This window comes from Microbulbifer yueqingensis (assembly GCF_900100355.1).
Taxonomy (GTDB): Bacteria; Pseudomonadota; Gammaproteobacteria; order Pseudomonadales; family Cellvibrionaceae; genus Microbulbifer; species Microbulbifer yueqingensis.
In genome coordinates, this window is record NZ_FNFH01000001.1 from 76,602 (window position 1) to 93,872 (window position 17,271).

A 17,271-nucleotide genomic window follows, 5' to 3' on the forward strand; every position below is an offset into this window, starting at 1 on the left:
CACCATGGGCTGTAAGCACACAACCCATGGAGACTAGGCAATGAGCATTACCCTGATGGACTTCCAGCAACACAGGACACCCAACAAACATAAAGCATTCACCGCCAGAGCTATTGAGCTTTCTGCGGGCACAGGCAAAATACTGTACATGTATCCAGACCTTTTGCCCAGCGATGACCAGAGCCCGTACAACTCTTATCTGCCCGAGCACCACGCCGTACTACCACTGCGTATCACGCTGTGTACGGCGAGCATTCTTGTGCGGGCGGGACGATCGCACTGGACAGTGCTTTGAGCATCGACGGCAATGGATAGAGGACCGGATGTTGGAGCTAGGGCGGGTTTTTGCCCTGGATATCTGCGCTTATGCGGTAATGAGCAATCACTACCATGTGGTCCTGCACATCAACTCCGCGAAGGCGGACAGCAGGGAACTTCACGAAGTGGTGGAGCGCTGGCATCGGCTCTACAAGGGCTCCCTACTCTCCCAGCGCTTTTTGCGCGGTGAACTACTGGGCTCGGCAGAGCATGTCCGCCTCTCAGAGGTCGCGGAGGGCTGGCGTACACGACTTGCAGATATCAGCTGGTTTATGCGTTCACTCAACGAGTCCATCGCCCGCGAGGCCAACCGTGAGGACCAGTGCACGGGCCGCTTCTGGGAGGGGCGTTTCAAGTCCCAGGCACTCCTGGACGAACGGGCCCTGGCAGCCTGCATGGCTTATGTGGACCTGAACCCGATCCGGGCCAAGATAGCGAAAACACCGGAAGCATCAGACCATACTTCCGTCAAGCAACGCATTACTGCGGCCAGGGACGGGATCCAGCCTGAAGAGCTGATGCCCTTCGCCGGCAATCCCCGGGATTCGATGCCGGCGGGCATCCCCTTCCGGCTGCAGGACTATATAGAGTTGGTGGACTGGAGCGGCCGTTACCTGCGTGAAGGCAAGCGAGGAGCCATCGCCAGCGAACTGCCACCCATCCTCGAGCGCCTGCAGATAGACCCCAGGCACTGGCTATATCTCAATCAGCAATTCGAGAGTCGCTTCAAAAGCCTGGTGGGTAGCGCCCACGCTGTCCGCGGCGCCTGTGAGCAGCTCGGCAAGCGCTGGGCTCATGGGATTCGAGACTGTGAGCGATTCCTTTCACCACCAGCTACCTAGCCCTCCCCTTCTAAGAAAGCGCCACCCGTAACGCCTATGCAGCCTTCCTGTACCTGAAAAGGCCCCTTTGGCGCATAAAGCCACACTTCAGGCATTTCTCCCCAGTTAGAGCGTCTACCGGAACTCACCCTCGCATAGAGAAAGGCTGTTCAGCCGGATATCCTCAGTTGGTGGGTGTCCTTTTTATTGCAATACTCTGGCATCGGCTGCACAAGCGCTCCCTGCTCTCTCAGCGCTCACTGCGCGGCGAAACTCTGGGAGCAGCAGAGCATGCCCACCTCTCGGAGGTCGCGGAAAGCTGGCGTTCACGACTTGCCGATATCAGCTGGTTTATGCCTTACCTCAACGAGTCCCTCGCCCGCGAGGCCAATCGGGAGGACGGGTGCAGCGGCCCTACTTTAGAACAAGCCAGCCTGCCGCTGCGGGCGCTACATGTCGTCAAAGAAGCCCTGAACAAATATGGCCAAGAAGCTCATAAATTGATCGGTTTGCTATTTCAGGAGAAATCCAGGGTTATCACCCACTTTCACGAATGAACAGTCCGACCCATTGCTGAATTCGAAAGTTGCGGAGCGGAAGCGAGAGTAATAGGAGGGGCGAACGCCCCTCTCTTGGAGTTCTGTCAATAACTATACGGTTTGCGTTACAATTTACGACAGAGCTAGATCCAAGCACCATACACATATCGCTAACAAGTGTAATAGAAAACCGAAAAGTAATAGCATATCGGTGTTAGTTCAGAGAATCATTAAGCACAGTAATCTTAGGGAAAAAAATGAGCCAGACAAAAACAACCGCCCTAAATTTCAGTAATATCTTACAAAAAGCAAAAAATGGAGATTTCAAGCTCCCAGCATTTCAACGTAAGTGGAAATGGACCAATAAACAAGTCATGTCTCTATATGATTCATTAAGACTGAACTATCCAATAGGGTCCTTTCTATTCTTAACATCTGAGGATGGGGAAAAGCTTGGACCGCGAGCATTTCATGGTGCAGGAAAAATTGCTGCTAGCAAAGCGCAGCATGAAAGTCTAATACTGGACGGCCAGCAGCGAATCACCGCAGGACTATCTATCGTATACGGGTTGGATGATGTCGATGGTAACGAATATTATATTGACGTAAATAGAGTTCGGGAACTAGTTAAAGAGCAAAAAATAAATATCGAAGATGATAACGAAGTCCGTAAATTTTGCAGTGACATCGAAATAGATGATGGATATTTAGTTCCAAAGAAGAAACGTCAAGACAGAAAAAGCCATTTCACTCAGTCTAGATTGCTATGGACACCTTTCTTAACAGAAGACAAGCAATCTCAATTAGACGACATATTGGATGAAATTAGTGATAAAAAAGAAAAAGACATAATCAGGAAAATAGTAAGAAAACATTTAAAACCAAACACAAGTATTCAAGTTCCTGTGATAGAGCTTGGAAATGAATTTGATTTATCATCAATAGCAAGGGTATTCACAACGATAAATACAACTGGAAAATTACTCACTCCATTTGAACTTGTCGTTGCCATACTTTATCCAAATGGTGTCAACCTTGAAGAAGACATCAATGAATACAAGTCAAAATACACGCATTACAAATATTTAGACAAAAATGGTGAGATTCTTCTCCAGGTAGTAGCCCTTCTTGCTGGAAAGTCACCGAAGAAGTCAGAACTACCTAAAAATATCGACCATACTGCATATGAATCTTATGGCGACAAAGCGGCCAAAATGCTTGATGAAGCAGGAGAATTTCTAACCAAGTCGCTTGGCACTGGTCTAGATGTCACCGACAAGCTGATCCCATACGATGCTATTTTAGCACCTTTAGCTCTTGCGCTAGCTTACATAAACGAAACCATAACAGAGCAAACAAATATCGGAGCTGCAAAAAGTAAGCTACGTACGTGGTTTGTGGCTTCAGCATTGATGCAGCGTTACCAAGAAGGTGTGCACAACAAGCAGTCGAGAGACCTTGAGGATATAAAGCGATGGATTTCGGAAGGCGAATCTAAAATGCCTTCCTGGATTAAAGATTCATATGTTTCCAAAAGTGTTATACACGCTAGCCCTAACGGCGCTATAGGCAAACTATTTTTATGTCTTCTCAACTCTCGATCACCGAATGACCCGATGCAAAATGAAGCAATTGGGTTCGGAGATAAGTTGCATCAGACTCAAGTACACCATATTTTCCCTTCAAAGTGGGCACCGAAAGACTTAGACGGGTATACGAAAGATAGCACTCCCATCAATGTTGCCTTAAACACAATGCTCTTATACTCAAAGACCAACGGAAACTGGTTGAATTTTTCACCAAGCGCTCAAATAAAATCATCAATTAAAGCTCTAGGTAGTGAATCCGCAATGGAAAAAATTTATGCTAAGCAGCTAATAAACGATGACTGCATTAATCTAATGAAAAAAGCAAAGTTGAATGTTAATGACTACAATCAATTCTTGACTGCAAGATATAAAGAGTTTGTAAAACTTATCGCTGATTATGGAATTTCCGAGGCTCAGTCACAAAATGGTGAGGATGTAGAGCTCGAAGCGCCATCGATATCCGATGATTAAAATTCAAAAAGAGAGTGTGGGCATCCCACACTCTCACAATAGTATGAACATGTAGTCATTAGTCGGGTGTTCTTCTTCTCATGCGTTTACTTCGTTGCATCAACCCGGACTTTATATGACTTAAATTCAGGCACAAAAAAGCCCGCTCAATTGGCGGGCTTTTAAGTCGTTGATTTACAACGGTTTTATGGTCGGAGTGGCCGGATTTGAACCGACGACCACCACACCCCCAGTGTGGTGCGCTACCAGGCTGCGCTACACTCCGACGGAGGCAAACCAGGCGCTCAGTTTTGCCCTCTTCGGGCGCTAAGTGCTTGATTTGTAAGGGGCATCGCATTGCGATGAGGCGCAAATCATACATTGTTGGGCGGGGAATGCAAGCCCGGATTTGCGCCTTTCGGGCCGCCCTGCCCCGGCGGGCGGGATCAGGTTTCCAGTAAGGTGAGAACACCCTCCAGTTCGGCAATCACCTGGGGCAGCACCTGCTGCAGGTGGGCCTTCTCGGCCTGCTGGCTGCCGGCTTCCATCTGGTGGCGGGCGCCGCCGATGGTGAAGCCCTCCTCGTACAGGAGCGCGCGGATCTGGCGGATCAGGAGGACGTCCTGGTGTTGGTAGTAGCGGCGGTTACCGCGGCGCTTGACCGGGCTGAGCTGGGGGAATTCCTGTTCCCAGTAGCGCAGTACGTGTGGCTTGACCGCGCAGAGCTCGCTGACCTCTCCGATGGTGAAATAGCGCTTGCCGGGAATAACAGGCAGTTCGCTATTATTGCTCGCTTCCAGCATCTTCTTCTACTCGTGCCTTAAGTTTTTGTCCCGGCTTGAAAGTCACCACCCTGCGCGCAGAAATGGGGATCTCCTCGCCGGTTTTGGGGTTCCGTCCCGGACGGGGGCTCTTGTCGCGAAGGTCGAAATTGCCGAAGCCGGACAGTTTTACCTGCTCGTTATTCTCGAGGGCATTGCGGATCTCCTCGAAAAAGTATTCGACGATCTCCTTGGCCTCTCGCTTATTAAAGCCGAGCTCTTCGTACAGTTTTTCGGCGAGCCCGGCCTTGGTCAGTGCCTCTGTCATTGGTTCCTACCAACAGATTCAGAGGCGTCGACTCCGGATCGGAAGCGGCCCAAACCGCGGCGGCTTTCAACCCGCGAGCAGACGCTCTCGGGGTGCCTTAACCCGTAGTACCACCGGGCTAAACCGCTTGCACCCCGGAGCGGTCCGGGGGGTCAGCGCAAGCTGGCGTTATATTTTTGTTCTAGCTGCTTCACCACTGCGTCTACCGCGGCAGTGATTTCCTCGTCGTTAAGGGTGCGCGACGGATGCTGAAAGGTCAAGCCCATAGCGACACTTTTTCTATTGAAATCAATGCCTTCGCCCTGATAGACGTCAAAAATCTTGAGGTCCGTCAACATTTCACCGGCGGCCCCGGCTGCGGTTTCCACCAGGCTGGCGGCCTGCACGTCGGCGTCGATCAGCAGCGCCAGGTCGCGGCGCACGGCCGGGAAGCGTGACAGCGGGCGGAACGACGGCAGGCGCGACTCGCCGATGGCCTCCAGGTCCAGCTCGAACACGAAGGCGGCCTTGGGCAGGTCCAGCTTCTTCTGCAGCTGCGGGTGCAGGGCACCCACCACGCCCACCTGGCGCTCGCCGCGCAGGATGCGGGCGCACTGGCCCGGGTGCAGCGCCGGGTGCTCGCCGGCCTCGAAGCGGAACTCGTCGGCGGCGTTGGTCTCGGCCAGCAGGGCCTCGACGTCGGCCTTGATGTCGTAGAAATCCACCCACTCCTTGCCGCCGGTCCAGCTCTCCGCCTGGCGGGGGCCGTATACCAGGCCGGCCAGCATGGGCTGCTGCTGCAGGTCAGCACCCGGCACAAAACGCAGGCCGGTCTCGAACAGGCGCACGCGGTCCTGCTGGCGGTTCAGGTTGTACTGCAGGGACTTGCACAGGCCGGGAATCAGCGAGGTGCGCATCACCGCCAGGTCGGCGCTGATGGGGTTCTGCAGCGCCACCGGCTCGGCGCTGGGGTCGAACAGGGCCGCGGTGTCGCGGTCGATAAAGCTGAAGGTGATGGCCTCGTGGTAGCCGCGCGCCAGCAGGGTCTGCTCCAGGATGGTGCCGTCCAGCTCCACCTCATGGTCGGGCACGATATCCAGCGCGGCGCTGAAGCTGACGCTGGGGATGCGGTTGTAGCCGTACACCCGCGCCAGCTCTTCGAGCAGGTCGGCCTCGATGGCCAGGTCGAAACGGAAGCTGGGGACCAGGAAAGTCCAGCCCTCGTCGCCCTGGTCGATCTTCTCCAGGCCCAGGCGGGTGAGGATATCGACGATCTCGTCATCGGCGATCTTCACGCCCAGGCCGCTCTCGACCCGCGCACGGCGCAGGGTGATGTGGCGCTCGGCGGGCATGGTCTCTTCCATCTCGCGCAGGTGCACCGGGCCCGGCTCGCCGCCGACGATGTCCAGCAGCAGTTGGGTGGCGCGCTCGACGGCCTTTTCCTGCAGGCGGTAGTCCACGCCGCGCTCGAAGCGGTGCGAGGAGTCGGTGTGCAGGCCGTAGGAGCGCGCCTTGCCGGCGATGGCCAGCGGGTTGAAGAAGGCGCTCTCCAGGAAGATATCGCGGGTCTCGCCGGACACGGCGGACTCCTCGCCCCCCATGATGCCGGCCATGGCCAGCGGCTTCTTGCCGTCGGTGATCAGCAGGGTGCCCTCTTCCAGGGTCACTTCCTGGCCGTCCAGCAGGGTCAGCTTCTCGCCCTGCTCTGCCAGGCGCACCTTGATGCCGCCCTCCAGCTTGGCCAGGTCGAAGGCGTGCATGGGCTGGCCGAGTTCCAGCAGGACGTAGTTGGTGACGTCCACCACCGGGTCGATGCTGCGCAGGCCGGCGCGGCGCAGGCGCTCCTGCATCCACAGCGGGGTCTGCGCGCTCACGTCGATATTGCGGATCACCCGGCCCACGTAGCGCGGGCAGGCCTCGCCGTCCATCAGGGACACTGGCAGGCTGTCGTCGATGGTGGGCTTCACCGGTTCGATGGCCGGGCCCTCCACCGGGCAGCGGTTCAGCACACCCACCTCGCGGGCGACGCCGGCGATGCCGAGGCAGTCGGAGCGATTGGGGGTCAGGTCCACCTCGATGGCCACGTCGTCCAGCTGCAGGTACTCGCGCAGGTCGGTGCCAGTGGGGGCGTCAGTGGGCAGTTCCCAGATGCCGTCGCTGTCCTCGCCCAGTTCCAGTTCATTCTGGGCGCAGAGCATGCCGCGGCTCTCGACGCCGCGGAGCTTGGCTTTCTTGATCTTGAAGTCGCCGGGCAGTACCGCGCCCACCAGGGCGAACGGCACCTTGATGCCGGCGCGGGCGTTGGGGGCGCCGCACACTACCTGCATCTCGCCGTCCGGGTGGCCGGCGACGGTGCAGACGCGCAGCTTGTCAGCGTCCGGGTGCTGTTCGCAGGCGAGGATCTCGCCCACCACCACGCCGGTGAAGTCCCCGGCCACCGGCTCGACGCCGTCCACTTCCAGGCCGGCCATGGTGATCTGGTCGGCCAGTTCCTGCGCGGAGAGTTGCGGGTTAACCCATTCCCGCAGCCATGCGTTGCTGAATTTCATAGTGTTTCTCTATCCGAATTCTGTTTTGGCTGTCTGTTCTTCGTCGTTTTTGTAGGAGCGGCCCATGGCCGCGAAGCCCCGTTCCCCGGGAGGTGCGGACCGGCGGTCCGCTAATCGCGGCCATGGGCCGCTCCTACATGGTTAGAACTGCTTTAGGAAGCGCAGGTCGTTGTCGAAGAACAGGCGCAGGTCGTTGACGCCGTAGCGCAGCATGGCCAGGCGCTCCACGCCCATGCCGAAGGCAAAGCCGGTGTACTCGTCGCTGTCGATGTTGCACGACGCGAATACGTTCGGGTGCACCATGCCGCAGCCCATGACTTCCAGCCAGCCGGTGCCGGAACAGACGCGGCAGCCGTCGCCGCCACAGGCGGTGCACTGGATGTCCACCTCGGCCGAGGGCTCGGTGAACGGGAAGTAGGACGGGCGGAAGCGCACCGGCACGTCGGCCTCGAAGAAGGCCTTCAGGAACTGGTCCACGCAGCCTTTCAGATGCGCGAAGCTGACGCCCTTGTCCACCACCAGGCCTTCCACCTGGTGGAACATGGGGGAGTGGGTCACGTCCGAGTCGCAGCGGTAGACGCGGCCCGGGCAGATGATACGGATCGGCGGCGCGGCCTTCTCCATGGTGCGGATCTGCACCGGGGAGGTGTGGGTGCGCAGCACCGTGGACGGGTCGATGTAGAAGGTGTCGTGCATGGCCCGCGCCGGGTGGTGCGCGGGAATGTTGAGCGCCTCGAAGTTGTGGTAGTCGTCCTCGATCTCGGGGCCCTCCTCCACGGAGAAGCCCAGGCGCACGAACAGCTTTTCAATACGGCGCAGGGTGCGGGTTACGGGGTGGGCGTTGCCCGGCTCCTCACCGCGGCCCGGCAGGGTCACGTCGATGGTCTCGGCGGCCAGCTTGGCGTTGATGGCGGCCTCTTCCAGCGCGGCGCGGCGGGCGTTGATCTGCTCCTGGACCTGCTGCTTGGCCTCGTTGATCTTGGCACCCGCGGCGGGGCGCTCCTCGGCGGACAGCTTGCCCAGGCCTTTCAGCAGCGCGGTCAACTGGCCCTTCTTGCCCAGGTAATCCACGCGCACCTGGTCCAGCCCGGCCAGGTCTTCCGCCTTTGCCACCTGCGCCAGCGCCTCTTCGGTGAGGGACTGCAAATCTTGCATTGAATCGTTCCCGTTTGACTTCGTTTTTTCTTCGTGACTCTGTCGTGGCTCTCGTGAGCCGGCAATTCACGCTCCGGGGCCGGGGACTCTCCCGGTGGCCCTTCCCGGCCGCCGCCAGTGAAGGATAGGCGACGTGCGGGCATTGTATCCGGTAAGTGGCGAAGAGCCTGTGTGGCCGCCACCGGTACCAACGAATAAGTAAAAAAATAGGGAAGGACCATTACAGCCCTTCCCTATCTTAACGGGTACTTTCGGGATCGACTGTGCGACCCTTCAGGTACCCTTGTCTTTCTATGAAAGACGCTACTTAAGCTGCCAGGGCTGCCTTGGCTTTTTCCACTACGGCAGCAAAAGCGGCTTTGTCGTATACCGCCAGGTCGGCCAGGACACGACGGTCCAGGGCGATGTCGGCCTTCTTCAGACCGGCGATCAGGCGGCTGTAGCTCAGGCCTTCAGCGCGGGACTGGGCGTTGATACGAGTGATCCACAGGGCGCGGAAGTTACGCTTCTTGACACGACGGTCGCGGTAAGCGTACTGGCCGGCCTTGATCACCGCCTGCTTGGCTACGCGGAATACGCGCGAACGCGCACCGTAGTAACCCTTGGCCTGCTTCAGAATTTTCTTGTGACGACGACGCGCCTCTACACCACGTTTAACACGGGCCATAAATCTATCCTCTTAAACCTGTTAGCGATGGGCCAATTACTTGGCGCGCAGCATACGATCGACCAGGGTGGCATCAGACTTGTTCATAGTCGTGGTGCCGCGCAGCTGACGCTTACGCTTGGTGGTCATCTTGGTGAGGATGTGGCTCTTGTTGGCGTGCTTGTGCTTGTAGCCCGCAGCCGTCTTCTTAAAGCGCTTGGCGGCGCCACTATGGGTCTTTGCTTTCGGCATTTTGTACTCCAAAAGTAAAATATACGCCTGTAAACAGGCATCTAACGTATAACCGCCGGCGTGCCGGCGGCGTTGCGGGAGTGAGGAGGCAGCCGTCGCCCAATCACTTCCCGAGAGGAGACCCGGCGGTTACCCGCCGCGACTCACTTCTTCTTTTTGCTCGGTGCGATGACCATGATCATCTGGCGGCCTTCCATCTTCGGCCGCTGCTCCACCGTGCCCAGCTCCTCGAGGTCTTTCTCGATGCGCTGCATCATTTCCATCCCCAGCTCCTGGTGGGCCATCTCACGGCCGCGGAAGCGCAGGGAAATCTTGGCCTTGTCGCCCGCTTCCAGGAAGCGGGTCAGGTTGCGCAGCTTGATCTGGTAGTCCCCGATATCGGTACCGGGGCGGAATTTCATTTCCTTGATCTGCTGCTGCTTCTGCTTTTTCTTGGCAGCGTTCTTGGCCTTCTTGGCCTCAAACACGTGCTTGCCGTAGTCCATGATTTTACAGACTATCGGATCGGAGTCCGGCGCAATTTCAACGAGATCCAGATTGGCTTCCTGGGCCTTGTCCAGTGCATCGTCGAGGGAAACAATCCCTACCTGTTCACCGTCGGCACCAATCAGGCGTACCTCGGATGCCTCAATCTGATCGTTAATGCGGGCCTTCTTAGACCCTCCTTTGCTGCTAGCTCTTTTAATAGCTTTCGTCTCCAGTTATTTAGAATCAGGCTGAGAACCGTCGCCCTCAACGGACGTGAGGCCGCGGCGGTTCACGTCCTGCTCGAGGATCTCCAGGAATGACTCGAAAGTCATGGTTCCCAGGTCTTCCCCGCTGCGTGTCCGCACAGCGACCGTCTGGCTCTCTACTTCCTTATCGCCGATCACCAGCAGATAAGGTACACGCTGAAGCGTGTGCTCGCGGATTTTAAAGCCGATCTTCTCGTTTCTCAAGTCGGCCACCGCCCGGTAGTTGCGGGCGCCGAGGTGCTGCTCCAGGTCGCGGCAGTATTCTGCCTGCCGATCTGTGATATTCATCACAGCCACCTGCTGGGGGGCCAGCCAGGTGGGGAAGGCGCCCTCGTAGTGCTCGATCAGGATGCCGATGAAGCGCTCGAAGGAACCCAGCGCCGCGCGGTGCAGCATCACCGGGGTCTGGCGGGAGCCGTCTTCCGCCACATACTGGGCGTCCAGGCGGCCCGGCATGGAGAAGTCCACCTGGATGGTGCCGCACTGCCACACCCGGCCCAGGCAGTCCTTCAGGGAGAATTCGATCTTGGGCCCGTAGAAGGCGCCCTCGCCCGGCAGCTCCTCCCACGGCAAGCCGGCCTCGTCCAGCGCCTGCGCCAGGGCCTTCTCGGCCTTGTCCCAGCTCTCGTCGGAACCAACGCGCTGCTCCGGGCGGGTGGAGAGGCGGTAGATCACCTCCTCAAAGCCGAAGTCGCGGTAGACGGAGTGCAGCAGGTCCATGAAGTCCGACACCTCGGACTGGATCTGCTCCTCGGTGCAGAAGATATGGCCATCGTCCTGTACGAAGCCGCGCACGCGCATCAGGCCGTGCAGGGAGCCGGAGGGCTCGCTGCGGTGGCAGGAGCCGAATTCCGCCAGGCGCAGCGGCAGGTCGCGATAGCTGCGCAGGCCCTGGTTGAACACCTGCACGTGGCAGGGGCAGTTCATGGGCTTGATGGCGAACTGGCGCTCCTCGCTGGTGAGCGAGAACATGTCGTCGCCGAACTTGTCCGCGTGGCCGGACTTCTCCCAAAGGCTGAAGTCCACCAGCTGCGGGGTCTTGATTTCGTTGTAGCCGGCCTTGCGCTGGCGGCTGCGCATGTACTGCTCGATGGTGCTGTAGATGGTCCAGCCGTTCGGGTGCCAGAACACCATGCCCGGCGCCTCTTCCTGGATATGGAAGAGGTCGAATTTCTTTGCCAGCTTGCGGTGGTCGCGCTTCTCGGCTTCCTCGATACGGTGCAGGTAGGCCTTGAGGTCTTTCTTGTTGCCCCAGGCGGTGCCGTACACGCGGGTCAGCATCTCGTTGCTGGCGTCGCCACGCCAGTAGGCCCCTGCCACCTTGGTCAGCTTGAACGCCTTCAGGCGGCCGGTGGACGGCACGTGCGGGCCGCGGCACAGGTCCTCGAAGTCGCCCTGGCGGTAGAGGGAAATATCCTGGTCGGTGGGGATGTCGGCGATGATCTGCGCCTTGTACTCCTCGCCCATGTCGCGGAAGTGCTTCACCGCCTCGTCGCGCGGCATCAGGCGACGGCTGACCGGGATATCCTCCCTGGCCAGTTCTTCCATGCGCTTCTCGATCTTCTCCAGGTCTTCCGGCGTAAACTGCCGCTCGTAGGCGAAGTCGTAGTAGAAGCCGTCCTCGATCACCGGGCCGATGGTGACCTGGGCGCCCGGGTACAGCTGCTTGACCGCCTGGGCCAGAAGGTGCGCGGTGGAGTGGCGGATGATCTCCAGGCCCTCGGGCTGGCGGTCGGTAATGATGGCCAGCTGGGCGTCGTGGTGGATTACGTAACTGGTATCCACCTCTTTGCCGTCAACGACACCACCCAGGGCAGCCTTGGCCAGGCCGGGACCGATATCGGCGGCAACGTCGTGCACGGAAACGGGTTCGGAGAATACGCGATGGGAACCATCGGGGAGAGTGACAACAGGCATTGCACATCCTTCTATCTATCAGTGGCGATCCCTACCAAAGACCGCGTGATTACCTGCCCTGAAGGTGTCTGCCTTTAGGGCAGTCGGCCCTGTCTGTGGGCCAGAGAAAAAACCCGGCGCGATGCGCCGGGCTGAGAAACTGGTAGACCCGAGCAGATTTGAACTGCTGACCTCTGCCATGTCAAGGCAGCGCTCTAACCAACTGAGCTACGGGTCTGGAGTCTTGCGAGCGGTGAGCCCCGCTGCAGAGGACGCGAACTTTAGCACCACGGTTTGGGCTTTTCAACACACTTGTGGCAGAAATTTATTACGCCCGTTGGCGCCAGTTCCCCTCCTCACCATCGGGGCTTGCGGCTCCTGAATCCTTGCTTCGGCGGCTGCGGCGGCTGCCGCCCTCAACCGCCCTCCTTCAGGGCGGTGATCTCGTCGCGCAGCTTCGCTGCGGCCTCGAATTCCAGGTCCTTGGCGTGGCGATACATCTGCTCCTCCAGCTCTTCGATGCGCGCCCAGCGCTGCTGGTCGGACAGCGGTTCCGCCTCGGCCTTGTACTTGCCCCGGCCCTCGGCCACCTTGCGCCGCCCCTTGGGCACGCCCGGCGCGATGGCACCCTCCATGATATCCGCCACACTCTTGCGGATGCCCTGGGGCGTGATGCCGTGCTCCTTGTTATGGGCGATCTGTTTCTCGCGCCGGCGCGCGGTCTCGTCGAGCGCGCGCCGCATGGAATCGGTGACCCTGTCAGCGTAGAGGATCGCCCTGCCCTGCAGGTTCCGCGCGGCGCGGCCGATGGTCTGGATCAGCGAGCGGTCCGAGCGCAGGAAGCCCTCCTTGTCAGCATCGAAGATGGCCACCAGGGAGACCTCGGGCATGTCCAGGCCCTCCCGCAGCAGGTTTATGCCCACCAGCACGTCGAACTCGCCAATGCGCAGGTCGCGGATGATCTCGACCCGCTCGACGGTATCGATATCGGAGTGCAGGTAGCGCACGCGCACGCCATTCTCCCCCAGGTACTCGGTCAGGTCCTCGGCCATGCGCTTGGTCAGCACGGTGATCAGCACCCGCTGCTCCGCCTCCACGCAGCGATGGATTTCGGAGAGGCAGTCGTCCACCTGGGTCGAGGCCGGGCGCACTTCCACTTCCGGGTCCACCAGCCCGGTGGGCCGCACCACCTGCTCCACCACCGCCTCGGCGTGCTCGGCCTCGTAGGGGCCCGGGGTGGCGGAGACGAATATGGTCTGCGGGGACAGGTGCTCCCACTCCTCGAACTTCAGCGGCCGGTTGTCCAGCGCCGACGGCAGCCGGAAACCGTATTCCACCAGCGTCTCCTTGCGCGAGCGGTCGCCCCGGTACATGCCGCCGATCTGCGGCACGGTGACGTGGCTCTCGTCGATAAACAGCAGTGCGTCGTCAGGCAGGTAATCGAACAGCGTGGGGGGCGGCTGGCCGGCGGCGCGCCCGGACAGGTAACGCGAGTAGTTCTCGACGCCGTTGCAGTAGCCCAGCTCCTGCATCATCTCCAGGTCGTACTTGGTGCGCTGCTCCAGCCGCTGGGCCTCCAGCAGCTTGTCGTTGTCACGCAATTGCTTGAGGCGCTCGCGCAGTTCTTCCTTGATCTTGTCGATGGCACTGACGATGGTCTCGCGCGGCGTCACGTAGTGGGACTTGGGAAAGATGGTGATGCGCGGCACCTTCTTCAGCACCTCCCCGGTCAGGGGGTCGAACAGGGTGATCTCCTCGATCTCCTCGTCGAACAGCGACAGGCGCACCGCCTCCAGGTCTGAATCCGCCGGGTAGATGTCGATCACGTCACCGCGCACCCGGTAGGTGGCGCGGCGGAAATCGGTGTCGTTGCGGGTGTACTGCAGCTCGGCCAGCCGGCGCAGGATAGTGCGCTGGTCCACCAGGTCCCCCCGGTCCAGGTGCAGCACCATCTTCAGGTACTTGTCGGGGTCGCCCAGACCGTAGATGGCGGATACCGTAGCCACCACGATCACGTCGCGGCGCTCGATCAGCGCCTTGGTGGCCGACAGCCGCATCTGCTCGATATGCTCGTTGACCGAGGCGTCCTTCTCGATAAAAGTGTCAGAGGAAGGCACATAGGCTTCCGGCTGGTAGTAGTCGTAATAGGAGACGAAGTACTCCACCGCGTTCTTGGGGAAGAACTCCTTGAACTCGCCGTACAGCTGCGCCGCCAGGGTCTTGTTGTGGGCCATGACGATCGCCGGGCGCTGCACCCGCTCGACGATATTGGCCATGGTGAAGGTCTTGCCTGAGCCGGTTACACCCAGCAGGGTCTGGTGGCTGAGACCGTCCTCCACCCCCTCGACGAGACTGTCGATGGCGACCGGCTGGTCGCCGGCCGGTTGATACTTGCATACGACCTGAAACGGACGCGACTCCATAACTACTTCGCCTGAACCTTGTATAAGCAGTCCCCGATTGTAGGTCCTCCCGGCCACCGGCCACAAATCGGCGCCTGCGGCCCACCCGACAGATGAAGCGAACGCCGGCGCCCCATCCTGCGGACTTTTTGAACAATCAGGTGCCAGGACTAAAACGCTGGCAAATCAATGGGTTAAAGTTGAAAAAAGGGGTTGACCGGCCCGGCACCCCTCTATACTATACGCGCCATCTGAACGGCACGGCCCACTGGCCAGCCGGAAAGAAATTCCGCCTTAGCTCAGTTGGTAGAGCAATTGACTGTTAATCAATGGGTCGCTGGTTCGAGCCCAGCAGGCGGAGCCAAACACGAAAGCCCCTAGCGAAAGCTAGGGGCTTTTTTTGTTTGCGGGGCCTGCTGGGCGTAGCCCAGTTGGGTGAGGCAAACGCCTGCGACGGACACGTCGCGTGCAGCCGAACGACGCCAATCTGCGATTGGCGGCCGGGGGAGCCAAAAATAGACAGCGGCCCCTCAACGAGAGTTGAGGGGCCTTTTTAGTATTTGGCCTTCAGTATGCGCTGGGCGAGAAGAGCCCAGTTTGGCGAAGCAAGCGTAGGCGGCGTATACGCCGCGCGCAGCTGAGCGCCACCAATCTGTGATTGGTGGCCGGAGGAGCCAAACAAGAAAGCCCCTGGCGAAAGTCAGGGGCTTTTGTGTTTGCGGAGCCTGCTGGGCGTAGCCCGCACGTCGCACGCAGCCGAACGCCGCCAATCTGCGATTGGTGGCCGGGGAGCTAAACAAAAAAGCCCCCGGCTGGCACCGGGGGCTTTTCAGGTTTTATCCAGCCTGCGGCTACAGTGCGGCTACAGGAGAGCGACGCCGACTTTACGTTATCGATTCCCCGAGAAGGGCAGCAACTCGACTTCCCCGACTTTCTTCACCGGTTGTGCATCCTGCTGTCGGGCCCAGACAACATCCACCAGTTGCTGCCGCGGGTTGTAGTCCCTGACCGCTTTTTGCAGCAGCTGGTGAACCCTGTTGCAGTCATAACGCTTACAGGCATCTTTCAGCTCGGCAACGAGCGCCTGCAGCTCCTCGCTGCCAAGGCGCTCTTCCTCGGCCCGCATGATCATCGGGTGATCGGTGCCCGAGACACTGTCACCGAGCAGCAGCTCCTCGTAGAGCTTCTCGCCAGGCCGCAGGCCAGTGATCTGGATTTCGATGTCGCCGTCAGGATGCTCTTCGTCCCGAACGGTGTGCCCCATGATCTGGATCAGCCGCCGGGCCAGGTCGTAAATCCTCACCGGCTCCCCCATATCCAGCACGAACACATCGCCGTTACGGCCCATGCTGCCAGCCTGCAGCACCAGCTGGGCGGCCTCCGGGATGGTCATGAAGTAGCGGGTCACTTTCTGGTGGGTCACCGTCACCGGCCCACCCGCATTGATCTGGTCGGTGAACAGCGGGATCACGGAACCGGAAGACCCCAGCACGTTGCCAAACCGCACCATGCAGACACGGGTCTTGTTGAAGCGGCGACCGAAGTCCTGGCAGATCAGCTCGGCCAGGCGCTTGGTGGCTCCCATCACGTTGGTGGGGCGCACCGCCTTGTCGGTGGAAATCAGCACGAACTGCTCCACACCGCAGGCCTCGGCCGCCTCCAGTACCGACAGCGTCCCCAGGACGTTGTTATCGGCCCCGAGCACCACGTTCTGCTCCACCAGCGGCACATGCTTGTAAGCGGCCGCATGGTAGATGGTCTGGACAGCGAAGCTTTCGATGATCTCGGCCATGCGCGCGCGGTTGCGCACGTCTCCGAGCAATGCGGTGACCAGTATCGGCTCACCCTCATCCTGCAACTGCTGGCACAGTTCCCGCTCGATCTGGTAGAGCGCGTACTCGGAACTCTCCAGCATGATCAGATGGGCGGGCCGCCACTGGGCTATCTGGCGACAGAGCTCCGAACCGATGGATCCTCCCGCCCCGGTCACCAGCACCACTTTCCCGCTGATCGATGAAGCGATCAGTGATTTTTCCGGCTCGACTGGTGCGCGACCCAGGACATTCTCGTATACCTGCGGGAGTTCCGAGCTGCGACCGGCGCCATCGACCAGCTCTTCCAGACCGGGAATGACCTTGACCACAAGGCCACTCTCGCGCAGGCCGCGAGTGATCTCCCGACGCCGGCGCTTGGGCACACCCGGCATTGCCAACAGCACCTCGGAAATATCGCGCTCAGCCACCACGTCGAGAATATTCGCGGGGTTGTACACCAGCACGCCGTCGATCAGGGTCTTCTGCTTGGAGGCATTGTCATCAAAGAAGGCCACCGGCTTGTAGACGGCACCATGGACCAGCGCCTTGTAGAGCTGCAGCCCTGCCGTGCCCGCACCGTAGATGGCCACGCGGGTCTTGTGGATCTCCAGGGCCATCTGGTAGTAAATGCGCACCAGCCAGCGTGATCCCCCGACGGCTATCAGGGCGAAGCACCAGTAGATTACCGGCACCGAGCGCGGCACTCCGGCGTAGGTAAGGTAGGAGGCGACGGCCAGCACCACCGCTGAGGCGGTGACTCCTTGCAGCACCGCCACCAGGGCCTGCTGGCCCATATAGCGGATCACCGTGCGGTAGAGTCCCAGGCGCAGGAAAATAAAGCTACTGGAGGCAAGGGTCAGCCCCAGGCAGATCAATAACTCGGTCTCGAATGCCCAGTCGACGCCATTCAGCCGGATGGCCATCGCCGCAAGGAAAGCGACACTGAGCATCAGCAGGTCGTGCAGCACCATCATGGTCGGCTTGTAGTTTTTGTGTGCCGAGCGCAGCAAGCGTTTCACTTTTCCCTTGGCTCCAAGA

14 protein-coding genes and 3 tRNA genes are annotated in these 17,271 nt (G+C 59.5%); 5 read left to right on the top strand and 12 right to left on the bottom strand.

Annotated elements, in window-relative coordinates; all coding sequences use genetic code 11:
* The first annotated feature begins 40 nt into the window (after nt 1-40).
* The 4 genes from BLT26_RS16555 to BLT26_RS00320 all read left to right on the top strand — a co-directional run bounded on the left by BLT26_RS16555 (nt 41) and on the right by BLT26_RS00320 (nt 3,738).
* Nucleotides 41-295: a hypothetical protein gene (locus tag BLT26_RS16555; RefSeq protein WP_245720528.1), complete on the top strand. Its 255-nt coding sequence runs from the start codon at nt 41-43 to the stop codon at nt 293-295.
* 28 nt (nt 296-323) lie between these two features.
* Complete coding sequence (locus BLT26_RS00310) at nt 324-1,160, top strand: transposase (protein ID WP_245720529.1); 837 nt, start codon at nt 324-326, stop codon at nt 1,158-1,160.
* 170 nt (nt 1,161-1,330) lie between these two features.
* On the top strand, nt 1,331-1,696 hold the full coding sequence (locus BLT26_RS16445; RefSeq protein ID WP_175452986.1) for a hypothetical protein: 366 nt from the start codon (nt 1,331-1,333) through the stop codon (nt 1,694-1,696).
* Between the two features lie 239 nt (nt 1,697-1,935).
* Nucleotides 1,936-3,738, top strand: coding sequence for a GmrSD restriction endonuclease domain-containing protein (locus BLT26_RS00320; RefSeq protein ID WP_091506337.1), 1,803 nt, complete (start codon nt 1,936-1,938; stop codon nt 3,736-3,738).
* Between the two features lie 188 nt (nt 3,739-3,926).
* Here the strand turns inward: BLT26_RS00320 and BLT26_RS00325 are convergent.
* From BLT26_RS00325 to uvrB, 11 genes are all read right to left on the bottom strand, one after another.
* A tRNA-Pro gene (locus BLT26_RS00325) sits at nt 3,927-4,003 on the bottom strand.
* Between the two features lie 160 nt (nt 4,004-4,163).
* The gene (locus BLT26_RS00330) at nt 4,164-4,520 is read right to left on the bottom strand and encodes a MerR family transcriptional regulator (protein WP_091506339.1); all 357 of its coding nucleotides are present in this window, start codon (nt 4,518-4,520) and stop codon (nt 4,164-4,166) included.
* Nucleotides 4,501-4,806: an integration host factor subunit alpha gene (ihfA, locus tag BLT26_RS00335; RefSeq protein ID WP_091506341.1), complete on the bottom strand. Its 306-nt coding sequence runs from the start codon at nt 4,804-4,806 to the stop codon at nt 4,501-4,503. Before ihfA ends, BLT26_RS00330 begins: the two co-directional genes overlap by 20 nt.
* Nucleotides 4,807-4,958: 152 nt before the next feature.
* Nucleotides 4,959-7,334 (bottom strand): phenylalanine--tRNA ligase subunit beta, encoded by a 2,376-nt coding sequence (gene pheT / locus BLT26_RS00340; protein WP_091506343.1) that lies wholly within the window; start codon nt 7,332-7,334, stop codon nt 4,959-4,961.
* 141 nt (nt 7,335-7,475) lie between these two features.
* The gene (pheS, locus tag BLT26_RS00345) at nt 7,476-8,489 is read right to left on the bottom strand and encodes a phenylalanine--tRNA ligase subunit alpha (protein ID WP_091506345.1); all 1,014 of its coding nucleotides are present in this window, start codon (nt 8,487-8,489) and stop codon (nt 7,476-7,478) included.
* A 307-nt stretch (nt 8,490-8,796) separates the two neighbouring features.
* Complete coding sequence (gene rplT / locus BLT26_RS00350; RefSeq protein WP_020413350.1) at nt 8,797-9,156, bottom strand: 50S ribosomal protein L20; 360 nt, start codon at nt 9,154-9,156, stop codon at nt 8,797-8,799.
* Nucleotides 9,157-9,192: 36 nt separating this feature from the next.
* Nucleotides 9,193-9,387 carry a 50S ribosomal protein L35 gene (rpmI, locus tag BLT26_RS00355; RefSeq protein WP_091508623.1) on the bottom strand — a complete coding sequence of 65 codons (195 nt, stop codon included), beginning with the start codon at nt 9,385-9,387 and terminating at the stop codon, nt 9,193-9,195.
* Nucleotides 9,388-9,530: 143 nt separating this feature from the next.
* The gene (gene infC / locus BLT26_RS00360; protein WP_091506348.1) at nt 9,531-10,088 is read right to left on the bottom strand and encodes a translation initiation factor IF-3; all 558 of its coding nucleotides are present in this window, start codon (nt 10,086-10,088) and stop codon (nt 9,531-9,533) included.
* On the bottom strand, nt 10,089-12,038 hold the full coding sequence (thrS, locus tag BLT26_RS00365; RefSeq protein ID WP_091506351.1) for a threonine--tRNA ligase: 1,950 nt from the start codon (nt 12,036-12,038) through the stop codon (nt 10,089-10,091).
* Between the two features lie 140 nt (nt 12,039-12,178).
* Nucleotides 12,179-12,255 (bottom strand) — tRNA-Val (locus BLT26_RS00370).
* Nucleotides 12,256-12,433: 178 nt separating this feature from the next.
* Nucleotides 12,434-14,440 carry an excinuclease ABC subunit UvrB gene (gene uvrB / locus BLT26_RS00375; RefSeq protein WP_091506355.1) on the bottom strand — a complete coding sequence of 669 codons (2,007 nt, stop codon included), beginning with the start codon at nt 14,438-14,440 and terminating at the stop codon, nt 12,434-12,436.
* Nucleotides 14,441-14,707: 267 nt separating this feature from the next.
* Between uvrB and BLT26_RS00380 the strand changes: the two genes are divergently transcribed.
* Nucleotides 14,708-14,783, top strand: a tRNA-Asn gene (locus BLT26_RS00380).
* Between the two features lie 525 nt (nt 14,784-15,308).
* Here BLT26_RS00380 and BLT26_RS00385 read toward each other — a convergent pair.
* Entirely contained in the window at nt 15,309-17,252 is a 1,944-nt protein-coding gene (locus tag BLT26_RS00385; RefSeq protein ID WP_245720530.1) for a polysaccharide biosynthesis protein, read from the bottom strand.
* Nucleotides 17,253-17,271: the final 19 nt, after the last annotated feature.

Coding starts and splice junctions, on each gene's coding strand:
- BLT26_RS00330 (WP_091506339.1), bottom strand. CDS start 4,520: ATGCTGGAAGCGAGCAATAATAGCGAACTGCCTGTTATTCCCGGCAAG.
- BLT26_RS00310 (WP_245720529.1), top strand. CDS start 324: ATGTTGGAGCTAGGGCGGGTTTTTGCCCTGGATATCTGCGCTTATGCG.
- BLT26_RS16555 (WP_245720528.1), top strand. CDS start 41: ATGAGCATTACCCTGATGGACTTCCAGCAACACAGGACACCCAACAAA.
- ihfA (WP_091506341.1), bottom strand. CDS start 4,806: ATGACAGAGGCACTGACCAAGGCCGGGCTCGCCGAAAAACTGTACGAA.
- thrS (WP_091506351.1), bottom strand. CDS start 12,038: ATGCCTGTTGTCACTCTCCCCGATGGTTCCCATCGCGTATTCTCCGAA.
- rplT (WP_020413350.1), bottom strand. CDS start 9,156: ATGGCCCGTGTTAAACGTGGTGTAGAGGCGCGTCGTCGTCACAAGAAA.
- rpmI (WP_091508623.1), bottom strand. CDS start 9,387: ATGCCGAAAGCAAAGACCCATAGTGGCGCCGCCAAGCGCTTTAAGAAG.
- pheS (WP_091506345.1), bottom strand. CDS start 8,489: ATGCAAGATTTGCAGTCCCTCACCGAAGAGGCGCTGGCGCAGGTGGCA.
- pheT (WP_091506343.1), bottom strand. CDS start 7,334: ATGAAATTCAGCAACGCATGGCTGCGGGAATGGGTTAACCCGCAACTC.
- BLT26_RS00320 (WP_091506337.1), top strand. CDS start 1,936: ATGAGCCAGACAAAAACAACCGCCCTAAATTTCAGTAATATCTTACAA.
- uvrB (WP_091506355.1), bottom strand. CDS start 14,440: ATGGAGTCGCGTCCGTTTCAGGTCGTATGCAAGTATCAACCGGCCGGC.